At 66.8% G+C, this 21585-nt stretch carries 17 protein-coding genes; 10 read left to right on the top strand and 7 right to left on the bottom strand.

Translation table 11 applies throughout. The features are described 5' to 3' along the window. From WKW79_RS23890 to WKW79_RS23875, 4 genes are all read left to right on the top strand, one after another. A partial coding sequence (locus tag WKW79_RS23890) for an ATP-binding cassette domain-containing protein (protein ID WP_340337700.1) occupies window positions 1-943 on the top strand: 943 nt, incomplete at its 5' end. Window positions 944-953: 10 nt separating this feature from the next. Next, window positions 954-1583 (top strand): flavin reductase family protein, encoded by a 630-nt coding sequence (locus tag WKW79_RS23885; RefSeq protein WP_340337699.1) that lies wholly within the window; start codon window positions 954-956, stop codon window positions 1581-1583. A gap of 84 nt (window positions 1584-1667) precedes the next feature. Beyond that, on the top strand, window positions 1668-3371 hold the full coding sequence (locus WKW79_RS23880) for a SpoIIE family protein phosphatase (RefSeq protein ID WP_340337698.1): 1704 nt from the start codon (window positions 1668-1670) through the stop codon (window positions 3369-3371). Between the two features lie 82 nt (window positions 3372-3453). After that, window positions 3454-5928 (top strand): response regulator, encoded by a 2475-nt coding sequence (locus WKW79_RS23875; protein ID WP_340337697.1) that lies wholly within the window; start codon window positions 3454-3456, stop codon window positions 5926-5928. A 6-nt stretch (window positions 5929-5934) separates the two neighbouring features. Here the strand turns inward: WKW79_RS23875 and WKW79_RS23870 are convergent, their stop codons facing one another. From WKW79_RS23870 to WKW79_RS23855, 4 genes are read right to left on the bottom strand one after another with little or no spacing between them, the layout of a single operon-like run. Next, the gene (locus tag WKW79_RS23870) at window positions 5935-6930 is read right to left on the bottom strand and encodes a quinone oxidoreductase family protein (RefSeq protein ID WP_340337696.1); all 996 of its coding nucleotides are present in this window, start codon (window positions 6928-6930) and stop codon (window positions 5935-5937) included. Between the two features lie 12 nt (window positions 6931-6942). Continuing rightward, the gene (locus tag WKW79_RS23865) at window positions 6943-8169 is read right to left on the bottom strand and encodes a CaiB/BaiF CoA transferase family protein (RefSeq protein ID WP_340337695.1); all 1227 of its coding nucleotides are present in this window, start codon (window positions 8167-8169) and stop codon (window positions 6943-6945) included. A 13-nt stretch (window positions 8170-8182) separates the two neighbouring features. Continuing rightward, window positions 8183-8983, bottom strand: coding sequence for an enoyl-CoA hydratase/isomerase family protein (locus WKW79_RS23860; RefSeq protein ID WP_340337694.1), 801 nt, complete (start codon window positions 8981-8983; stop codon window positions 8183-8185). A 2-nt stretch (window positions 8984-8985) separates the two neighbouring features. After that, window positions 8986-9981, bottom strand: coding sequence for a Bug family tripartite tricarboxylate transporter substrate binding protein (locus WKW79_RS23855; RefSeq protein WP_340337693.1), 996 nt, complete (start codon window positions 9979-9981; stop codon window positions 8986-8988). Window positions 9982-10110: 129 nt separating this feature from the next. Here WKW79_RS23855 and WKW79_RS23850 point away from each other — a divergent pair, with 129 nt between their 5' ends. Continuing rightward, window positions 10111-10836 (top strand): IclR family transcriptional regulator, encoded by a 726-nt coding sequence (locus WKW79_RS23850; RefSeq protein ID WP_340337692.1) that lies wholly within the window; start codon window positions 10111-10113, stop codon window positions 10834-10836. 88 nt (window positions 10837-10924) lie between these two features. Here WKW79_RS23850 and WKW79_RS23845 read toward each other — a convergent pair whose 3' ends face one another. From WKW79_RS23845 to WKW79_RS23835, 3 genes are read right to left on the bottom strand one after another with little or no spacing between them, the layout of a single operon-like run. Next, window positions 10925-11347: a secondary thiamine-phosphate synthase enzyme YjbQ gene (locus WKW79_RS23845; protein WP_340337691.1), complete on the bottom strand. Its 423-nt coding sequence runs from the start codon at window positions 11345-11347 to the stop codon at window positions 10925-10927. 6 nt (window positions 11348-11353) lie between these two features. Continuing rightward, window positions 11354-13711, bottom strand: coding sequence for a xanthine dehydrogenase family protein molybdopterin-binding subunit (locus WKW79_RS23840; protein ID WP_340337690.1), 2358 nt, complete (start codon window positions 13709-13711; stop codon window positions 11354-11356). Beyond that, complete coding sequence (locus WKW79_RS23835) at window positions 13708-14172, bottom strand: (2Fe-2S)-binding protein (protein ID WP_340337689.1); 465 nt, start codon at window positions 14170-14172, stop codon at window positions 13708-13710. The genes WKW79_RS23840 and WKW79_RS23835 overlap by 4 nt, the downstream gene beginning before the upstream one ends. A gap of 345 nt (window positions 14173-14517) precedes the next feature. Here WKW79_RS23835 and WKW79_RS23830 point away from each other — a divergent pair, with 345 nt between their 5' ends. From WKW79_RS23830 to WKW79_RS23810, 5 genes are all read left to right on the top strand, one after another. Further along, on the top strand, window positions 14518-17379 hold the full coding sequence (locus WKW79_RS23830) for a PAS domain-containing protein (protein WP_340337688.1): 2862 nt from the start codon (window positions 14518-14520) through the stop codon (window positions 17377-17379). Window positions 17380-17477: 98 nt separating this feature from the next. Then, complete coding sequence (locus WKW79_RS23825; RefSeq protein ID WP_340337687.1) at window positions 17478-17996, top strand: GNAT family N-acetyltransferase; 519 nt, start codon at window positions 17478-17480, stop codon at window positions 17994-17996. A 137-nt stretch (window positions 17997-18133) separates the two neighbouring features. After that, window positions 18134-19090, top strand: a complete 957-nt coding sequence (locus WKW79_RS23820; protein ID WP_340337686.1) for a Bug family tripartite tricarboxylate transporter substrate binding protein — start codon at window positions 18134-18136, stop codon at window positions 19088-19090. Between the two features lie 15 nt (window positions 19091-19105). Continuing rightward, window positions 19106-20974 (top strand): GAF domain-containing protein, encoded by a 1869-nt coding sequence (locus WKW79_RS23815; RefSeq protein ID WP_340337685.1) that lies wholly within the window; start codon window positions 19106-19108, stop codon window positions 20972-20974. Next, complete coding sequence (locus WKW79_RS23810; RefSeq protein ID WP_340337684.1) at window positions 20971-21579, top strand: response regulator transcription factor; 609 nt, start codon at window positions 20971-20973, stop codon at window positions 21577-21579. Before WKW79_RS23815 ends, WKW79_RS23810 begins: the two co-directional genes overlap by 4 nt. Window positions 21580-21585 lie beyond the last annotated feature (6 nt).

Genomic DNA, 21585 nt, shown 5'->3' with positions numbered 1-21585 from the left:
CGTGACCGTGTTGCGGCGCGGCAGGATGGCGGGCACAGGGTCGATCCGCGAGGTGACGACGCAGACGATGGCGCGCTGGATGGTGGGGGATGCAGCGGCGCCCGCGGTCACCGGCAAGGTGGATTCGTCCGCATCGACGGGCACAGGCAAGCCGCCTGCAACGGCCGTGTCGGAACCCGCGCTGGAGTTGATCTATCTGCGCGCTGACGACGAGCTGGGCATGCCTGCTCTCGACGGGCTGAGCCTGCGGGTCCATCCGGGCGAGCTGGTCGGTCTGGCGGGCGTGTCGGGCAACGGCCAGACCTTCCTGCTCGACGCGATCAGCGGACAACGGAAACTGCGCGCCGGACGCATCCAGGTCCATGGCAAGCCGTACCAACCCACGCGCCGGCAATCCGAGGCGCTGGGGGTGCGCACGCTGCCCGAAGAACCGCTGAAGAACGGCGGCGTGGCCCGCATGAGCGTGGTCGAGAACCTGGCGCTGCGCACCTTCGACCGGGCGCCCCTGTCCAGTCGCTGGGGTTGGCTGAAACCCGCGGCGCTGCGCGACCAGGGGCTCGCGTTGATCGACGAATACCGTGTGCGCGCTCCTTCGCCGGAGGCGCCGCTGGAGGCGCTTTCGGGCGGCAACGTGCAGCGCGTCGTGCTGGCACGCGAGTTGTCGGGGCCGGTCCGCGTGCTGGTCGTGGCCAATCCCTGCTTCGGCCTCGACTTCCTGACAGCGGCGCAGATCCGCGCGGAACTGCGGGCGCAGCGCGACCGTGGCGTGGCGGTGCTGCTGATCTCGGAAGACCTCGACGAGATCCTGATGCTGGCCGATCGCATCGCGGTGATATCGGGCGGCCGCATCGTGATGGAAGCCGAGACCGCCAAGACCGACCGCATGACCGTCGGCGCCGCCATGGCTGCCCACGCGCAGCACGCGCCCACCGAAACCACCTGAGGCGCAAGCCATGAACATCGACTTTTCCGCCATCACCGAACACCAGCGCTACAAGCTCATGGCCAGCCTCATCGTGCCCAGGCCGATCGCGCTGGTCACGACGCTGGGTCCGGACGGCGTCGTCAACGCCGCGCCCTTCAGCATGTTCAACATGCTGGGCGAGGAGCCGCCCATCGTGATGATCAGCATCAACCGCCTGCAGGACGGCGCGCTCAAGGACACCGCGGTCAACATCGCCCGCACTGGGGAATTCGTCGTCCACCTGGCCGACGAGGACATCGCCGAGCAGATGCACCGCTGCGGCGAGCGCCATCCGCCGGACGTGAGCGAACTCGACGTCGTGGGCTTCACCGTGCTGCCGAGCCTCGCAGTCAAGCCGCCGCGCATCGCCGAAGCGCCGGTCGCCTTCGAATGCACGTTGTGGGAAACGCTGGAAACCGACAGCCGGCAGATCTTCATCGGCCAGGTGCGCTGGCTGCACGCGCGCGACGAACTCATCGACACCGACGCTTGGCGGGTGCGCCTGCAGCACTACTTTCCGGTGGCCCGCTTCGGCGCGAGCTTCTATGTGAAGACGCGCGAACGCTATTCGCTGGCCGCGCAGGGCGAGGTCCGCAGCACGGCGATCGACGAGATGTAGTCCGCACCTGGCGAGCGCCGGTGGCTTGCCATCCGCCCCGCCGACTCCGAGAATCTTCCTCCCTCACCACTGCCGGTGGAGTTGATGAACCTCGATCCTGCTTCGCCCCTCGCGCTGGTGGTGGACGACGAGCCTGTGACGCGCCTGATGGTGAAGCGGGCACTGGAGAAATTCGGCTGCGCCCCGGTGCTGGAGGCGGCCGACGGCATCGCTGCGCAAGCGGTGCTGCGCGAGCATCCGGACGTCGCGCTGGTGCTGACCGACATCATGATGCCGCGCATGGACGGCCTGGAGTTGCTGCGCTGGGGCCGGCAGGCGGTGCCGGACGCCATGTGGATCGTGCTGTCCGGGCTGGAGACCTTCGACTCGGCGCTGGCCGCGATCCGTCTTGGCGCCTTCGATTTCCTGCCGAAGTCCCCGCACACCGAAGAGATGGGCGTGGCCGTGCGCAACGCGCTCGAAAAGCGGCAACTGTTGGCAGAGCGCGAGCGGCTGCACAGGCAGTTGCAGCACAAGGTCCGCGAGCTCGAGGAAACCTCCGCCCTTCTGCGCCGCGACCTGGAGCGGGCCGAGGTGATCCAACGCGCCCTGCTGCCGCGCAGTCCGCCGCCGATGGAGGGCTACTGCATCCACGCGGTCTACCGTCCGGGGCAGCATGTGGGCGGCGACCTCTACGACGTGGTGCGGCTGGGCGAGCAGCATCTGGCCTTCTACCTGGCCGATGCCACGGGGCACGGCGTGACCTCTGCCATGCTCTCGGTGCTGTTCAAGCAGCGGCTGGTGCTGGTGGACCCGGCCACCGGCCTGGCGCTGCCGCCGGCGCAGGTGCTGGACGCGGTAAACCGCTCCATCTGCGAGGCGCATGCCGCACCGGGACTGTTCCTGACGGCTGTCTTCGGCCTGCTGGATACGTCGGACTCCAGCCTGACTCTTGCGTCGGCCGGCCATCCGCCCGTATTGCATGCGCGCGAGGGCCGGGAGACGAGCCTCATCCGCCGCACCGGGCCCGCGCTCGGGCTGGCGCCGGACGCTCACTTCCGCCAGGAGCGCATCCAGCTCCTGGCGGGCGACCGCATCCTGCTGTACACCGACGGGCTGCTGCCCACTGGATCGGAGCATGACTTGCAACTATTGCAAGAGGTGCTCGCCAGTCCGCTGTCGAGTGCACAGGAAATGCTGACGCAGCTTCACGCCGGTGCGCCGGCCAACGCCGACCGGGATGACGTGACCATCCTGCTCATCGACGCGCATGCCGGCGCATCGTGGTTCGACAACGGCGCGGAGCTTCCCACGGGCGCGCAGGACAGCGCACCACGGCCCGAAGGCGATGTCGTGTTCTATGGCGAAACGGAGAACGCCGCCCACCTGGCGCTGCGTGGCCGCGCCACCTGGATGCATTGCGATGCCTTCCATGAAACGGCCCTGGCCGTGCTCGACGGCGGGCGCCGCGTGGTGCTGGACCTCTCCCGCTGCGAATACATGGACAGCACCTGGCTGGGCACGGTGCATGAACTGGTCGCCCGCGGCGGCGTGGTGCTTTCCGGCGTGACGCCGGCCGTGCGCGCCATGTTCGAGGAACTGAGCATGGAGCAGGTGCAGGCCGCGATCCGCGACGACATTGCCGCTGCGCCGGAGTTCTATGCGCTGGGCACGGGTGGCGACGACCTCGCGGCCGTGCAGAAGCGCATCCTGCATGCGCATGAGGCCCTGTCCGCGCTGAGCGATCGCAATCGCGAGGAGTTCAAGGATGTGGTCCAGTCGCTTCGCACTGAACAGGATGGATCATGAGCGCCGCGCCGGGCCGCCCCAAGCAAGCTCGCGCCCCCTCGGGGGGCAGCGAGGACACGAAGTGCCGAGCGTGGGGGCACCTATGACCACTGCGATCCGCGTCCTGCTCCTGGAGGACAACCCCACCGATGCGCAACGTGTCCAGGGCATGCTGATGGACGAGGGCCTGGACTGCGACATCGAGTGGGTGCAAAGCGACGAGGACTTCCTCTCGGCCCTGCAAGGACAGGCCTTCGACCTCTTGCTGTGTGCCTACGAAGTCGGCGGCCTGGAGATGGTGCAGCAGGTGCGCCAACTGCAGCCTCGGCAGATCCTGATCGTGATCTCCACCGGGCTGACCGAAGAGGAGGCCGTGGATTGCATGAAGGCCGGCGCCACGGACTACGTGCTCAAGTACCGGCTGCGGCGGCTGGGCTTCTCGGTGCGGCGTGCGCTGGCCGAGCGGCAGCAGCGCGCAGCCCTGCGCGAGGCCGAGGAAAGCCTGCGCGCCCTGAACGCCGAACTGGAGGCGCGCGTTCGCGTGCGCACCGCCGAACTGGAAACGGCCAACGCCTTCCTGGGTTCGGTGATCCAACATATCCCCTACCAGTTCATGGTGAAGAACGCCAGCGACCTGAAGCTCGTGCGCGTCAACCGTGCCCTGGAAGAACTGACGGGTCGCAGCGAGGCGGAATTGCTGGGCAAGACGGTGCACGACTACGTCAGTTCCAAGGAAGAGGCCGACTTCTTCACCGCCAAGGACAGGGAAGCGCTCGCCCTGCGCCAGCCCATCGACATCCCCGAGGAGACGCTGCACGCCCGTGACGGCAGCGTGCGCGTGCTGCATGCCAAGAAGATCCCGATCCTCGACGAGAACGGCAAGCCGCGCTACCTGCTGACCATGTCGGAAGACGTGACCGAACGAAGGAAGAAGGAGCGCGAGATCGAGCAGCTCAACGCCGCCCTGGCGCAGCGCAGCTCCGAGGTGGAAGCCGCCAATCGCGCCAAGAGCACCTTCCTGGCCACCATGAGCCACGAGATCCGCACGCCCATGAACGGCATCCAGGGCATGCTGGAACTGCTCAGCCTGACCGAACTCGACGCCGAGCAGCGCGAGACACTGGGCCTGGTGCGCGAGTCGAGCCGATCGCTGCTGCGCATCATCGGCGACATCCTCGACTTCTCGAAGATCGAGGCCGGCAAGCTGGAAGTGCACCCCGAAGTCGTCTCGATCAAGCGCCTGGTCGAGGAGGTGCAGAGCATCTACCTGGGCAATGCCAGCAGCAAGGGCCTGATCGTGCGGCGCATGGTCGACCCGCGTGTCAGTCCGGCGCTGAAGGTCGACCCGGTGCGCCTGCGCCAGATCCTCAACAACTTCGTCAGCAACGCGATCAAGTTCACCTCCGAAGGCTGGATCGACATCAACGTGCAATGGCTGGGCCGCAAAGACGGACAGGAGAGCCTGCGCTTCGAGGTGAAGGACACCGGCATCGGCATCTCGCTGGAGAACCAGAAGCGCCTGTTCCAGCCTTTCACCCAGGCCGACAGCGACGACGTGCGACGCCGGCCTGCCGGCACCGGACTGGGCCTCGTGATCTCGCGGCAACTGGCGCACATCATGGGCGGCACGATCAAGCTGGACAGCGAGCCGGGCAAGGGCTCGACGATCACGCTGGAACTGACGCTGCCGATCGCCGAGTCGTTGCCGGACGGCAGTGTCGACAGCGCCCTCCCCGCGACGCCAGCCACCCGCCGCGTGGCGCCTGGCACCGCGCAGGCCGAGTCGGAAGGCACGCTGGTGCTGCTGGTGGATGACCACCCTGTCAACCGCCTGCTGATCGCGCGCCAGGTACGCACGCAAGGCTACGCAGCCAAGACGGCCGACGACGGATCGCAGGCGCTTGCGCTGTGGAAGACAGGTCGCTTCGGGCTGGTCATCACCGACTGCCACATGCCGCACATGGACGGCTATGAACTGGCACGCGAGATCCGCAAGGTGGAAGCCGAGTCGGGACGCGAGCGCGTGCCGATCATTGCCTGCACCGCCAACGCAATGCAGGGCGAGGCCGAGGCCTGCTTCGCTGCGGGCATGGACGACTTCCTGGTCAAGCCGGTGGAACTGGCACAGCTCACCGAGAAGCTCGATCGGTGGCTGCCGCTGCCGCAGGCGGCCTCCTCGAACGCTGCCAGCAACGGCTCCGGTTCCAGCGCGCAGTCTTCGAGCGCCGGAGGCCCCATCGACCAGGCGCTGCTCACGGCCACATGCGGCGGCGACGCGTCGATGGTGGGCGAGGTGCTTGCGGCCTTTCGGCAGACCTGCGAGAACGATTCGGCAGGTCTGCGGCAAGCCATCGCGGGTGACGACGTTGCGCTGGTCACGCAGTTCTCGCATCGCATGGCGGGCGCCAGCAAGATGGTCGGTGCGTTGGCGTTCGCGGCCGCATGCGAAGGCATCGACCGCGCGAGCCGACGTGGGGACTGGGACGCGGTGCGCGCGGGCATGCCGACCTTCGAACAGGAGCGCTTGCGGCTGGCGGACTATTTCGAGATCGCGGGGACGGACATGCGCAGCGGCTGAGGCCGTTCAAGGCCGCATCACGATGGCGCCGGTGATCGAACGCCCTTCGGCGGCGCGATGTGCGTCTGCCGCCTGCGCGAGGCTGAACCTCGCGCCGATGGTGGCACGCACCGCACCGCTTGCCATGGCCTCGAACACGTCCGCTGCATTGGCGCGAAAGGTCGCGGTGTCGGCATTGTGCGGAAACACGGAGGGACGCGTGAGGAACAGGCATCCCTTCTTGTTGAGCAGTTCGGGCTCGATGGCCGGCGCCGGTCCGGAGGCCGCGCCGAAGAGCACGACCATGCCGAAGGGCGCGGCGCAATCGAGCGAGCCCATGAACGTGTGCCTGGCCACCGAGTCGTACACCACGCGCGCCTTGCGCCCATCCATGGCGGCAATGACTTGGGCCACCCAGTCGGGTTGCGAGTAGTCGATCGCGGCGTCGCAGCCCGCGGCAAGCGCCACCTCGCATTTCGCAGCGGAGCCCGCGGTCCCGATCACGGTCGCACCGAGTGCCTTCGCCCAGCCGCTGAGAATCTGACCGACGCCACCCGCCGCGGCATGGACCAGCACCACGTCGCCCGCCTGTACCGGATGCGTCTTCTTGACGAGGTACTGTGCGGTCATGGCCTTGAAGAACACGGCAGCGGCGTTCTCGTCGCTGATGCCCGCGGGGATCTTGACCAGCTTGCTGGCCGCGACGTTGCGCCGGTCGGCATAGGCGCCGACCCCGGCGTTCATGTAGACCACACGGTCGCCAACCTGGAGATCCTCGACGCCGGCCCCGACGGCCTCGACAACGCCGGCAGCTTCATGGCCGAGCCCCGTTGGCGCCGGCAACGGGTATTTGCCGGAACGCTGGTAGACATCGATGTAGTTGAAACCGATCGCGGTCTGGCGCAGCTGGACTTCGCCCGAGGCTGGCAACGGAAGTTCGATGGCATCGAGGCGCATGACCTCGGGCCCACCGAACTCGTGGAGACGGATGGCATGTGCAATGTTCGAGGCGGTCTGGGTCATCGGGGAATTCTCTCAGCCTTGCGCGATCACGCCCTGCGCTTTCAGCGCTTCGATCTCGGCGGCGTCGAAGCCGAACTCCTGGAGCACCTCGCTGGTGTGCTCGCCCACGCGAGGCGCCGGCGTCGTCACCGGTTCGGACCGTCCGTTGAAACTGACCGGCGATCCGACGGCGCGCGTGATGCCATCCCCCATGTCCGGCACATCGATCACCATGCCGACGGCACGCGTCTGCGGATGCTCCAGCGCCTGCCCGGTGGTCTGCACGGGGCCGGCAGGAACGCCGATGCTGTCGAAGCGCTCGCACCATTCGGCCACCGTGGCCGTGGCCAACGCGCCATCGATGAGGGCCGAGAGTTCGTCGCGGTACTGCACGCGTCGTTGCGGGTGGTCGAAGCGCGCGTCGGCTTCCCACTCGGGGTGCCCCAGCACCTGGCAGATGCCACGCCACGACTTCGGGTTGCCGCCGCCGATCACGATGCCACCATCCGATGCCTGGAACACCTGGTACGGCGCAATCAGCGAATGGGCGGTGCCCAGGGGCTCGGTATCCCGGCCGGTCGACAGGTAGTTGGCCGACAGCCAATACGTCTGCTGCATCGCGGCCTGCAGCAGCGAGGTGTCGACGCGCGAGCCCTCGCCCGTCCTGAGCCGGTGCACATAGGCCGAGACGATGCCGAAGGCGGCCAGGATGCCGGCGTTGGTATCGGCCACGGAGAAGCCGGGCTTGACCGGTGCGCGGCCCGGCTCCCCGGTTGCGGCGATCAGACCACTGAAGGCTTGCAGGATCAGGTCGAATCCGCCCTTCGATGCCATCGGCCCCTCGCGCCCGTAGCCACTGATCGAGCAGTAGATCAGCGCCGGATTGAATGCCTTCAGGTCGTCGTAGCCGAGGCCGAGCCGCTCCATCACACCCCGCCGGAAGTTCTCGGTCAGCACGTCGGCCTTGGCGACCATGCGTTGCAGCACGGCCTTGCCTTCGGGCGTGCGCGTGTCGAGGGCGACCGAGCGCTTGCCCCGGTTGATCATCCGGAAGGAAGGCGGCAGCGCCGTGTCGCCCGGCTTCTGGTACTGGCGCGCGTCGTCACCGGCGGGATGCTTTTCGATCTTGATCACTTCAGCGCCGAGGTCCGACAGCATCAGGCCGCAGGTCGGGCCTGCCATGATCTGTGCCACCTCCAGTACGCGCAGGCCGGCCAGCGGCTTGTGGGCTGCCGCGACGCCATTCGGAGAAGTCAACATGTGTGGTTCCTGTTCAGTGTCCTGTGAATTGGGGCTTTCGGCGTGCGGCAAACGCTGCGCGGCCTTCGGCGAAATCTGCGCTTTCAGTGCTTCGTTGCTCGCGAGCGCGCAGCGTCTGAGCATTGAACTCGCCAGCCGCAATCTCGTTGAGCGATTGCTTGGTCAACTGCGCCGCAAGGGGCGCGAGCCCGGCCAGGTGCCCTGACCATTCGGCCACGGCAGGATCAAACCCGTCGGGCGCCAGGAGCTGTTCGAACAGGCCGGCCGCAGCCAGTTCTTCGCATGGCAGTGCTCGTGCCGTCAGGAACGCGCGCTTCGCCAGGTTCAGGCCCAGGCGCGAGACGTAGCGCCGCAATCCGCTCGGGTAGTAGTGCAAGCCAAGCGCCGCTGCGGGCATGCGGAACTCGGTCCCCGTCAACCCGAGCCGGAGGTCGCAGGCCAGCACGATGTCCGTTGCGCCGCCGTAGACGCTCCCGTTGAGCGCGCAGAGCGTGATGGGCCGCATCGATTCCAGCGCGTCGGGCACCTGTTCGAAGAGCAATGGATCGTGCCGGCCGCTGTCGAATCCACCGACGTCGTAACCAGCGCAGAACACCGACTTCGGCTGTCCGGCGGTGCTGGCCGTCAAGACCATCACGCGCACCGACGCGTCGGCGTTGATTCGAGCGAAGTGCGCGAGAAGCGTACGAAGGTCATCGTCGCGCAGGCTGTTGCGCTGCTGCGGTCGCATCAAAGTGACGGTGGCAACGCCGTCGGCGATGGTGAGCGTTGGCAGGTCCACGACGGGTGCGTGGGAATTTGATGGGTCGCTCATGCCTACTCCGGTTCGATGCCGGCCGCCTTGACCAGCTTCTCCCGAGTGGCCAGCTCGCTCTTGAGCATCGCTTCAAGCTCTTGCGGCGACCCTCCCGTGGCCGTCATGCCGAACTTTTCCAGTGACTCGCGCAAGTCCGGGCTGGTCAGCGCCTGGTTGATCGCCGTATTGAGTTGCGACACGATCGGCTTCTGCATGCCGGCCGGTCCGAACACCGCAAACCACGAACTGATCGCGTAGCCAGGCACGGTCTCCCCTACCGTCGGAAGATCGGGCAGGCCGTGAAATCGCTTTTGCTCCACCACGGCCAGCGCACGCACCCTGCCGCTGTCGATGTAGGGCTTGGCGGTCGCCATGCTTGCGAACAGCACCTTGAGCGTGCCGCCCAGCAGGTCGGTCATCGCCGGGGCGCCGCCCTTGTAGGGGATGTGCACCATCTCGATGCCGGCCTTCTCGTTGAGCAACTCACCGGCGAGGTGATGGGCTGATCCGGCGCCCGAACTGCCGAAGCTGAGTTCCTTCGGATGTGCCTTGGCGTACTTGATCAACTCGGCCACCGACTTGACCGGAAGCTCGGGATTGACGATCAGAACGATATGGTTGATGGCGGCGGGGGCGACGGGCGTGAAGCTCTTGGCGGGTTCGTAGGGGAACTTCTTGCTGAGATAGACGTTGGTGGCTTGCGAGGCGTCGGTGCCCAGCACCAGCGTGTAGCCGTCAGGCGGCGCCTTGGCGACGATGTCGGCACCGAGCGTGCCACCGGCGCCCGCGCGGTTGTCCACGATCACCGGCTTGCCGAGGCTGCGGTTCAGCCGCTCTCCCAGCAAGCGCGCCAGTTGATCGGCGGCAGCGCCGGCCGCGTAGGGGACGACCATCTTGATGGGTCGATCGGGGTAGCTCTCCGCCTGCGCCGGGAATGCGCAAGCAGCCAGGAGTGCCAGTGCTGAAATCCAGAGGCGGCCGCGGGAGCGGCTTGTGCTTGTGGTTGCGGGGGCCATTCAGGTCTCCATTGAAATTCTGTGGAGGACAGCTTATGGCCGGTAGCCCGGAATGATCCGCATAATCACATACATGATGAACAATCCTCCATGTGAACAATGGCAGAGCCGGTGAAGTCTGCCCAGCGGGTGCTGGAGTTGATCGAGTTCTTTGCCGAATGGCGCCGCCCCGCCAGCGTGAACGAAATCTGTCAATCGCTCGGCTACCCGCAGTCCAGCACGTCGGTGCTCATGAAGAGCCTGAAGGAATCGGGCTACTTCGATCACGACTCGCGCACCGGGATGTACGTGCCCAACGTCCGGCTCGCCGTGGCCACCGGATGGATCCAGGCGCAGTTGTTCAGCGAGCAAAGCCTTCTTCGATTGATGGAATCGGTGCTCGCCCGATGCGGGCACACGGTGATGATTGGCGAACAGCAGGGCGTCCATGTGCGCTACCTGCACGTTCTGCAGGCGACGCGCGAGGGTCGTTTCCTGGCGCGCAGCGGCGCCCTGCGTTCGCTGTTCCGCAGCGCCGCGGGCAAGATGATCCTCACGACACGAACAGACCGGGAAGTGGCGCAACTGCTCCGCCGTGCGAACGGCATGGAAACCGACGCGGCCCTGCGCAGCGAGTTCGAGCCTGTGCGTCTCGAGCTCGAAAGGATCCGGCGTGAGGGCTACGCGATGTCCACGGGGACATCCATGCCCGGTGCTGCGGCGCTGGCAATTCTCTTGCCGGTTCCTCAAGGTCATTCAGCCATGACGCTCAGTCTCGGTGGTCCCATCAAGGAGGTGCGGCGAGAGCGTCGTGAGCTGGTCGACTTGCTGAACGAAGCAGTGGATGGCTTCAAGAAGGCGGTCGCTGCCCGCTAGGGAACTGGTGAACCTCGCGAACAACGGCGCAGCGCCCGTGACGACATTTCGGCGAAATTTGCAGGCCGTCGCAGCACGAATCAGGCGCCTACGCCCCCAGCAGATGCAATACCAGCTCCCGCCGGTGCGGCCGCGTCCGGTGCTCCCAGAGATAGATGCCTTGCCAGGTCCCAAGCGCCAGCCGGCTACCGGACAGCGGGATCGACAGTTGCACAGCCGTCAGCGCCGCACGCACATGCGCCGGCATGTCGTCCGGGCCTTCGTCACGGTGACGGAACAACGGATCGCCGTCCGGCACCAGGCGCGCAAAGAAGCGGTCGAGGTCGCCGCGCACATCCGGGTCCGCGTTCTCCTGGATCAGCAGGCTCGCCGAGGTATGCCTGACGAAGACCGTCAGCAGACCTTCGGCGACGCCGGTCCCGGCCGCCCAGCCGGCAATCCCTGAAGTGACTTCCAGCAGCCCACGACCCCGCGTCTGGAACATCAGCGAAGTGGTGAATTGCCGGAGCATCCCGCTTCAGGTCACGTTGGCCAGCTGTGCCCGCAGCGGCAGCTGCCGGATGCGCTTGCCGGTCGCCGCAGCGATCGCATTCATCAGCGCCGGCGCGATCACTGGCACCCCCGGCTCGCCCACGCCGCCCAGGGGCACGTCATAGCCCGACGAGGGGATGATGTGCACGACGATCTTCTTCGGCGCGAGGTTCATGCGCATGACCTCGTACTGGTGGAAGTTGTCCTGCTCGGCGCGGCCGTTCTTGAAGGTGATCTCGCTGACCACCGCCTGGCTCAGGCCCATCACGCAGGCGCCCTCGATCTGCGAGCGCACGCGGTCGGGGTTGACCGTCGGGCCGCAGTCCACCGCCACGTCGATGCGCGGAATCATGATGTCGCCCGAAGGATCGACGCTCACTTCCACGACAGCGGCCACGTAGGTGACGAAGCTGTAGTGCGCCGCCAGGCCCAGCCCCTTGCCGTTGCCCATCTTGCGGCCCCATTGCGCTTCCTTCGTCGCGCGTTCGATCACCCCGCGCAAGCGTCCGACATTGATCGGATAGCGCTCGGGCGACTCGCCGTGGTTCCAGCCGTCGCCGATCTTGCTCGGATCGATCAGTCGGTCCGGGCCCAGCAATTCGATCAGCATGTCCCGATGGTCCTTCCCCTGTGCCTGCGCGATCTCGGCGATGAAGGACTGCGACGCGAACGCATGCTGGATGTTGTTGACCGAACGCAGCCAGCCGATGCGCGCATGCGCCGTCGCTTCCGGGTTCTCGATGCGGATGTTCGGAATCGCATAGGGCAGGCCGACCAGGCCCAGCCCTGCTTCGAATGTCGCCAGCGTCTTCGGGTCCGGTGCAAAGATCGAGGCAATCGTCGGTTCCGCCGTGCGGTGCAGCCAGGCCGTGACCTTGCCGTTCGCATCCAGGCCCGCTTCCAGATGCTGCGCGCAGACGGTGTGGAAGTAGTCGTGGTGCAGGTCGTCCTCGCGCGTCCAGGTGAGCTTGACCGGCTGGCCGCCCATTTCCTTGGACGTGAGCGCGGCCTCGACCACGAAGTCCTGCTTCGACTTGCGCCCGAAGCCACCGCCCAGCAGCGTCACGTTGACCTTGACCTTGTCCTTCGGCAGCTTCAACCTGTCCGCGACACGGTCATGCGCGGCCTGCGGCGACTGGGTGCAGGCCCAGACCTCGCAGGCGCCGTTGACGATGCGCGCCGTCGCGGCGGGGCACTCCATCGATGCGTGCGCGTAGTGCGGCACGTAGTAGTTGGCCTCGAGCTTCTTCGCCGCCTTGGACAGCGCGGCATAGGTGTCGCCTTCGTTGCGCACCTCCTTGCCGCCCGTCTTGAGCACGGCCTGCTCGAGTTCGGCCCTGAAGGCCGGCGAGTTGTAGCTCGCGTGCGGGCCGTCGTCCCACTCGATCTTCAGCATGCGACGGCCCTTGATCGCGGCCCAGGTGTCCTTGCCGACCACGACGATGCCGCCGATGGGCTGGAACTCCGAGGGCGGCGGCGTGCCTTCCATCTGGAACACCTTGACCACGCCCGGCACCTTCAACGCCTCGGTGGCATCGAAGCTCTTGACCTTGCCGCCGAGCACCGGTGGCCGCGCGATCACCGCGTACAGCATGCCCGGCAGCCGGGTGTCGATGCCGAACCAGGTCTTGCCGGTCGCAATGGCCTGCCCGTCGGTCAGGAAGGTGTCTTCCTTGCCGATGTAGCGGTACTGGCTCGGCTCCTTCAGCTTGACCGAGGCCGGCGCCGGCACCTCGAGCTTGGCCGCAGCGAGCGCCAGCGCGCCGTAGCCGAGCTTGCGTCCGCTGGGCTTGTGCACGACCTCGTGGTTCTTCGCTTGCACCGCGTCGAGCGGCACCTTCCAACGCGCCGCCGCGGCCTGTTCGAGCATCACGCGGGCGCTGGCGCCGCAGCGACGCATCGGATCGAACCAGTGGCGCGTGCTGCGCGAGCCGTCGGTGTCCTGGTTGCCGTACGTCGCTTCATCGCCCGGCGCCTGCACCACGCGCACGCGCTTCCAGTCCGCCTCCAGTTCATCGGCCACGATCTTGGGGATGCTGGTGCGCACGCCCTGCCCCATCTCGGAGCGGTTGACGACGATGCTGACGGTGCCATCCGGGGCGATCGAAACGAAGATCTTAGGGCTGTCGCGCAGGCCTTCCGGCATGCCGTCGCCGCCGTACTTCGCGGGCGCATCGGCCGCGACGCCAATGGCGGGCAGGCCGACATAGAGCACCAGGCCGGTCAGCGGTGCGGCCTGGAGGAAGCGGCGGCGGCTGGTGCCCGGCGAGCGCTCGGGTGTGGTCAACGAAGTGCCGGTCGCCACGTAGTCGGCCAGCGAATGAGGTCGGCGACGCGCGTTCATGCTGCATCTCCCATGCCGGCAGCGGACTTGATGGCCGCGCGAATCCGGGTGTAGGTGCCACAGCGGCAGATGTTGCCGCTCATCGCGCCGTCGATGTCGGCATCGCTGGGCTTGGGGTTGGTCTGCAGCAGCGCGGTGGCGCTCATGATCTGGCCCGACTGGCAGTAGCCGCATTGCGGCACGCCGATCTTCATCCACGCGGCCTGGACCGCCTTGCCGGCCGGGCTCGCGCCGACGCCTTCGATCGTCGTGATCTTCTTGCCCACCGCCGCGGACAGCGGCGTCTGGCATGAACGCACGGGCGCGCCATTGAGGTGGACGGTGCAGGCGCCGCACAGCGCCATGCCGCAGCCGAACTTGGTGCCGGTCAGCCCGACATGGTCGCGCAGGACCCACAGCAGCGGTGTGTCATCCGGCGCCGCGACGTTGGTCGCCTTGCCATTGATAGTCAACGTGGTCATCGTGAGGTACTTCCAAGGTGGGTGGAAATCACAAGCCTTTGATCGACTGCTCGCCCAACTCAACCTCGACCACGCCGTCCCGTCTTGAGGCTCGGACCGAGGCAGGCACGCACTGTCGACGGCCCTGGCATCGAGCGCTCTCGGCGCCTCGCGCGATTGTGCTGCCGGGGGCTGGGGAGCACAACTGCCTGCAAGGACGGGATGTCTCTCCCTCGTATCAGCGACGAGAATCCTGGCGAGATGGCCGATCGGCTGACATCCAGACTGCCTGCGCGCTGCGAAAGTGCGGGGGCGCCACCATGTGACCGTTCGACCTGGAGTGGCGTGTCAACACATTGAATCTGCATGAGCAAGGCCAGTGAGACTTCATTCGTCGCAGGCGGCGGCGAGATGGGCGCAAAGGTTCGCGCATTCGACTGGGCGGGCACGCCGCTGGGCGCGATCTCGCGCTGGTCCGGCGCGCTGCGCATCGCGGTCGACCTGGTGCTGGCGAGCAAGATCCCGTCGTGCCTGTTCTGGGGCCGGGAATTCATCGCCATCTACAACGATGCGTACCGTCCCTTGCTCGGCGCCAAGCCCGAGGCCCTGGGCCAGCCACTGCGCGTGACCTGGAGCGAGGCCTGGGAGCAATTGCAGCCAATTGCGGAACAGGCGATGGCGGGCGAATCGACCTTCATCGAGGACTACCTGGTACGGGTGAATCGCAATGGCCATCTCGAGGATGCCTGGTTCACCTTCAACTACGGCCCCGTCTTCGACGAGACCGGGACGGTGGTCGGCATGCTGGACACTGTCATCGAGACCACCTCCAAGGTGCTGGCCGAAGCGCGGTCGCGCGCGGCGCTCGAGCGACAGCAGCGCCTGATGCAGCAGATGCCTGGATTCGTCTGCGTGCTGGCGGGGCCGCGGCATGTCTTCGAGTACGTCAACGACGCCTACATCGAGATCGCCGGTCCGCGCCAGTTCATCGGGCGCACGGTGCGCGAGGTCTTCCCGGAGCTGAAGGACCAGGGCTTCTACGAGTTGCTTGACGGGGTCTATGCCACCGGGCAGCCCTTCAAGGCCAATGCCGTCCCCATCGAGCTGGACCGCGAAGGCGGCAGCCGCTTCATCGACTTCCTCTATGAGGCGATCCGTGACGACGCGGGCGATGTGCAGGGCGTCTTCGTCGGCGGCTATGACGTGACCGACCGGGTTCGCGCGGAGACGGAGTTGCGCCAGAGCGAGGCGCGCCTGCGCGAATCGAACGTCGACCTGGAGCGGCGCGTGATCGAGCGCACGCTGGCCCACGGCCGGACCTGGCAGGTCACGCCCGAGATGCTGTGCGTGGTCAATGCCGAGGGCTACTTCGACACGGTCAATCCCGCCTGGGAGAAAACGATGGGCTGGAGCGAAGCCGAAATGACCCGTGCAGTGTTCCAGGACTTCCTGCATCCCGATGATCTCGCCCGCACGATGGCCGCCTGGGTCGATGCCACCCTGCATCAGAAGCCGGTGCTGCGCTTCGAGAACCGTCACCGCGACAAGTCCGGCAACTGGCATTGGCTGTCATGGGTTGCGGTGCCGGAGGACAACAAGTTCTATTGCATCGCCCGCGACATCACCGCGGAGAAGCAGCATGAAGCCGCATTGGCGCGCCGCACGGCCGAGCGCGACGTGCTGGCGACCATCTTCCAGACCACCGATTCCTTCATCCAGGTGCTGGACCTGGACTATCGGCTGCTGGCCATCAACCGGGCCAACGTCGACGAGTACGAACGCATCTATGGCTTCCGCCCCTCGGTCGGCGACAGCCTGCTCGAACTGATGCGCGAGCTGCCCGAGCATCGAGACGCCGCCCTCGCCGTCTGGCGCCGGGCCATGGCGGGCGAGTCCTTCACGATGCAGGGCGAGTTCGGCGACCCGAGGCGCGCGCGGCGCACCTACGAGATCAAGTTCGAGGTGCTGCGCGATGCGAACGGCGAACAGATCGGCGCCTTCCAGACCAGCACCGACATCACCGACCGGCTGCGCGAACAGCAGGCCCACATCGAGACGCAGGAGGCCCTGCGCCAGTCCCAGAAGATGGAAGCCGTCGGCCAGCTCACCGGCGGCATTGCGCACGACTTCAACAACCTGCTCGCGGCCATCAGCGGCAGCCTCCAGGTGATGCAGGTACGGATGAGGCGCGGCCATCTCGATGGCATCGATCGCTACCTCGAGATGAGCGAAAGCTCGGTGCGTCGCGCTGCCGCCCTCACCCAGCGCCTGCTGGCCTTTTCTCGCCGGCAGACGCTGGACCCGAAGCCGGTGGACGTCAACCGACTGGTGCAGGGCATGAGCGAACTGATCGAGCGGACCGCCGGGCCCGGCGTCCAGGTGGTGGTGGAGCGTGCGCCGGACCTGTGGCCGACCCGCATCGACGCCTCGCAACTGGAAAACGCGCTGCTGAACCTGTGCATCAACGCCCGCGACGCGATGCCATCGGGCGGGCGGCTGCTGATCGCGACCTGGAACGAATCGCTGGACGCTCATGGCGCGCTCCAGCGCGAATTGCTGCCCGGCGACTATGTCTGTCTGGGCGTCACCGACACTGGCACCGGCATGACGCCGCAAGTGGTGGCGCGCGTTTTCGACCCGTTCTTCACAACCAAGCCCCTCGGGCAAGGCACTGGACTCGGCCTGTCGATGGTGTACGGATTCGTCAGGCAGTCCGGCGGGCAGATCCGCGTTGATTCGCGGGTGGGCCATGGCACGACGATGCGCCTCTGCTTTCCGCGCCACATGGGGGACGCGCTGGTCGACGAGCCCGCGGCCCGTGCGGATGCAGCCAGCCAGGGTGGCGGCGGGGAGACCGTGCTGCTCATCGAGGACGAAGGCACGGTCCGCCAGGTCATCCGCGAGGTGCTGAACGAGGCAGGCTACACCGTGCTCGCGGCGGAGGACGGCCCCACCGGCTTGCGCATGTTGCAGGCGTCCGGACGCATCGACCTGCTGGTCACGGACGTGGGTCTGCCGGGTGGCATGAATGGCCGGCAAGTCGCCGACGCGGGGCGCGCGTTGCGGCCGGCGCTCAAGGTGCTGTTCGTCACCGGCTACGCAGAAACCGCTGCGGTGCGCAACGGCCTGGTGGATGACGGCATGGAGGTGATCACCAAGCCCTTCGAGATCGCCGCGCTGGCGGCCAAGGTGCGGGAGATGCTGGACAGCGGTCCGGGTGGCTGCTAGTCGAAGCCGCTGGGCTCCAGGGAAAGCTTGCCCTGTATCCGCGGCTGACCAGCCCGCGCCAGAATCGATGCCTCGCGTGACGCTTCGCATCTTCCACCATGTCTCCCGCTCAACCTCAGCCCATCTTCCGCCACGCACTCGCCCCGGACGCACAGCGCTGTTTCCAGATCGAGTCCACGGCCTACGAGGGAGACGAGGCCGCGACGCTGGAGAAGATCGCAACGCGCATCGCGCTGTACCCCGAGGGCTTCCAGGTGATGGAACTCGACGGGGTCGTGGTCGGCTTCATCAACAGCGGCTGCGCGCACGAAGTCGTCATGTCCGATGAAGAATTCAAGAAGCTCGTGGGCCATGACCCTGTCGCTCCGAATGTGGTCATCATGTCCGTCGTGCTGGACCCTGCATACCAGGGCAAGGGCTACTCGCACTTGATGATGGAGCGGTTCGTGCGCGAGATGACGGTCCGCAACAAGGCAAGCATCCACCTGATGTGCAAGGAGCGCCACGTGGGTCTCTATGAGCGCATGGGGTATCGGTACGTCAAGCCCTCACCGTCGGATCACGGCGGCATGTCGTGGCATGAAATGGTCATGGTGCTGCCGCGAGCCAGGTCATAGCTCGACCGCGGGATGGCAACTTTTCATCCGAGTCTGTAGGATTCCGCCGACAACGCTGGATTTGTACCAGCGCAACCCAAGTCGCTCGCAAGGCGACGCATTCGTTCATTGGAGGGTGAAGTGTGTTGAGGCGGGATGTGGCATGGGGATTCCTTGGCACCCTGGCGTGCTGGCCCTTCGAATACGGGCAGGCGCAGGAGCGCGCGACGCTGACGAAGCTGCTGCTCGGGTTTCCTCCAGGGGGGCCGATCGACGGCATCGCCCGTGTGCTCCAGGCGCCCCTGGAAGAGGCGATGGGTACGCGAGTCATCGTCGACTATCGCAGTGGGGCGAGCGGCCGTATCGCCGTTTCAATGGCAACCCGCGCGCCTGCCACGGGCCAGACGCTCCTGATCACGCCCAGCGCGCAAGTGACCATCCAGCCTCATCTGTTGCTCGAACCGCCGATCGACCCGATCCACCAGCTCGCGCCCATCGCATTGATCGCGACGACCCCGCTGTGCGTGGTCGTCGCCAATGACCATCCCGCCCGGAACGTTGGCGAGCTCAAGGATTGGTTTGCCCGCAATCCCGCGCGCGCGTATTGCGGCACGCCGGGATCGGGAAGCGTGGCGCACCTCGTCGCGCTTGCGCTTTCCAGGCAAATGGACGTCGCGGTCACGCCTGTGCACTATCGCGGCGCGGCGGAAATGCTGGCGGCGTTGCTGGAGGGCAGCCTGCAATCGGCAGTCGCTGTGCCGTTTGCGGCCCTGCCGCTCGCACAGGCAGGCAGGGTCCGGATTCTTGGCACCACCAGCGAGACGCGAGCCGATTCGCTTCCGACCGTGCCAACGATGCGTGAGTCGAATCTGGACGTCGTGGCGAGCGAATGGGCGGGCGCATTTGCACCCCGGGGAATGGGCGCGGAGCAGCTTGACTCGTTGAACCGGGCGTTCTGCACGGCGATCGCGCAGCCCAGCGTTCAATCGACCTTTGCGCGATTGGGTCTGAGTGCCGGGGCTGCGGATCGCGAGCAGTTCACCGCACTGGTCAACGACGACCATGCGCGCTGGGGACGGATCCTGAGGGATTCAGGCCTGAGCGTCGCGACCTGAAGCGAAGGCCGAACGGTGCACGACCTTTCCGGAACGATCAGCTTGCAGAGCGATGCCGCACCGATGGCGCCTGCGCCTTTCGACGATCTGCCGGGCTTCGACTCGATGCTGGCCCGCCTTTCCGCCCGCCTGATCACGCTGCGGCCGGCCGAGGTCGATGCCGCCATCGCGGCCGGCCTGGGCTCGATCGTGGAGGCGCTGGACATCGACCGTTGCGCGCTGCTGCGCCTCGATCCGGATGGCCGTTCCTTCACCCGGGTCGGCATCTTCACGCGGGCTGGTCTGAGGACATCCGCCTTGCACGAACGGGTCTTCGGCTACCCGTGGTGCATCGAGCGCATCAATCGCGGCCAGGCGGTGATCTTCAGCACCGCCGACGAGCTGCCGCCCGAGGCGCACGTCGACAAGGCTTCGTTCAACAAAGCGGGTTCGCAATCGATGGCGTCCATTCCGCTCGTGGTGGCGGGCGAGATCTATGGAACGCTCAATTTCCTGAGCCTGGATCGACGCCGCGAGTGGAGCGAAGACTTGCTCAGCCGCGTGCGCCTGGTGGCCGAGATCCTGGGCAACACCATCGCGAGAAAGCATGTGCAGGAAGAAAACCAGCGCCTGCTGGCCTTCGAGCAGATGCTCGCCGAGGTCGCCGCCTCGTTGATCTCCCTGGCCGCTGGCGATGTGGATTCAGCCGTGTCCAGCGGCCTTCACCGGATGGCCGAGTTTCTCCACGCCGAGCGCGCGACCCTGTGGGCCTTCGAGCGCGGCAGTGACGACCTGCTTCCCAGCCACTGCTGGAGGACCGTCAATGCACCGGAACCCGCGCGGGTGCGGGGCCGGCACTTGCCTTCCTTCATTGCTCGCCTGAAGTCCGGTTGGGTGGTGCGCATCGACGGCCCGGAAGAACCCTCGGCGACGGTCGCTTCGCATGAGCGAGACACGCTTCGCGCGCTGGGCAGCGTGTCGCTCCTCGCCTTGCCCTTGAAGGTCAGCGGCGTGGTGGTGGGGGCGATCTCGCTGGACACCGTGCAGACCCGGCGCGCCTGGCCCGAGGCGCTGGAGCCGCGCGTCCGCCTGCTCGGCGAAGTGTTTGCCACCGCCCTGGCGCGCCAGCAGGCAGAGCGGAGCATGCGCGAAGCACAGGCGGAAGCGGCGCAGCATCGCGAGCGGCTGGCGCATATTGCACGCCTCCATACCGTGGGCGAGATGTCCGCGGGCATCACCCACGAAGTCAGCCAACCGCTGGTGGCGATCGAGAACTATGCACTCGCAGCGCGCCGACATGCCGCGGCCGGGCCGGCCGCCAACCATGCCAAGGTCTGCGAACTGCTGGACAAGATCGCGGCCCAATCGAGCCGGGCCGGGGCGGTGATGCGCAAGCTGCGCACCATGGTCAAGCGCCACGAACTCGAGATGAAGAGAGTCCGGATCGACCACATCCTGGAGGAGTCGCTGCGCTTCGCACGGATGGAAGGACACCTCCACGATGTCGTCATCACGCTGCGGGTGGCCCCCGGTTTGCCGGAGGTGATCGCCGATGACATCCAGATCCAGCAGGTCATCGTCAACCTGGTACGCAACGCCAGCGATGCGATGGGTGCCGCGGCCGGCCCCGCCGCGAGCAAGGACCTGGTCATCGAGGCGGGCACCCTCGACGATGCCCGGGTCTTCGTGCGCGTCGAAGATACCGGGGCCGGCTTTGGCGAAGGGGCGCTGGAGCGCATCTTCGAGGCCTTCTTCACGACCAAGATGGCCGGCCTGGGCATTGGCCTGTCGCTGTGCCGCGCGATCGTGGAGGCCCACGGCGGTCGGATCGACGGCCGGGCCAGGCCGGGCGGCGGCGCCATCTTCGAGTTCACGCTGCCCATTGCAGAGGAGATCGACCAGTGACCCAGGGTGTGACGGTATTCGTGGTCGACGACGATGAGGCGGTCCGGGACTCGGTGAAGGAACTTGTCGGCTCGGTGGGTCTGCACGCGGAGACCTTTGCGTCGGCCGAGGAGTTCCTGGCCGCCCACGATCCCGCGCGGGCCGGCTGCCTCGTGCTGGACGTGCGGATGGCAAGGATCAGCGGCCTCGGATTGCAGGCCCGGCTCAGCGAGATGAAGGCACGCATTCCGATCGTCTTCGTGACCGCGCATGCGGACGTGCCCATGGTGGTCGAGGCGATGCGCGGCGGCGCGGTCGGATTCGTCACCAAGCCGTACCGGGAACAGGAACTGCTGGACAACATCAACGAGGCCATTGCGCGGGACGCGGCGGCCCGGAGCGACTCCAGCCGGCACGGCCAGTTTGCGAAGGCGCTGGAACTGCTCACCGGGCGCGAGAACGAGGTCATGCAACTGGCCATGCAGGGCCTGCCGAGCAAGGTCATCGCGCAACGCCTGGACATCAGCCACCGGACCGTTGAACTGCACCGCAGCCGGGTGCTCGAGAAGTTCGGCCTGGCCAGCACCGCCGAGTTGATCCGCATCGCCACGGAGCATCACCGGTAGTTCGCT

Origin of the sequence: Variovorax robiniae, assembly GCF_037889955.1 — a bacterium.
Taxonomy (GTDB): Bacteria; Pseudomonadota; Gammaproteobacteria; order Burkholderiales; family Burkholderiaceae_C; genus Variovorax; species Variovorax robiniae.
This window is presented reverse-complemented; position numbering and strand designations above follow the sequence as displayed.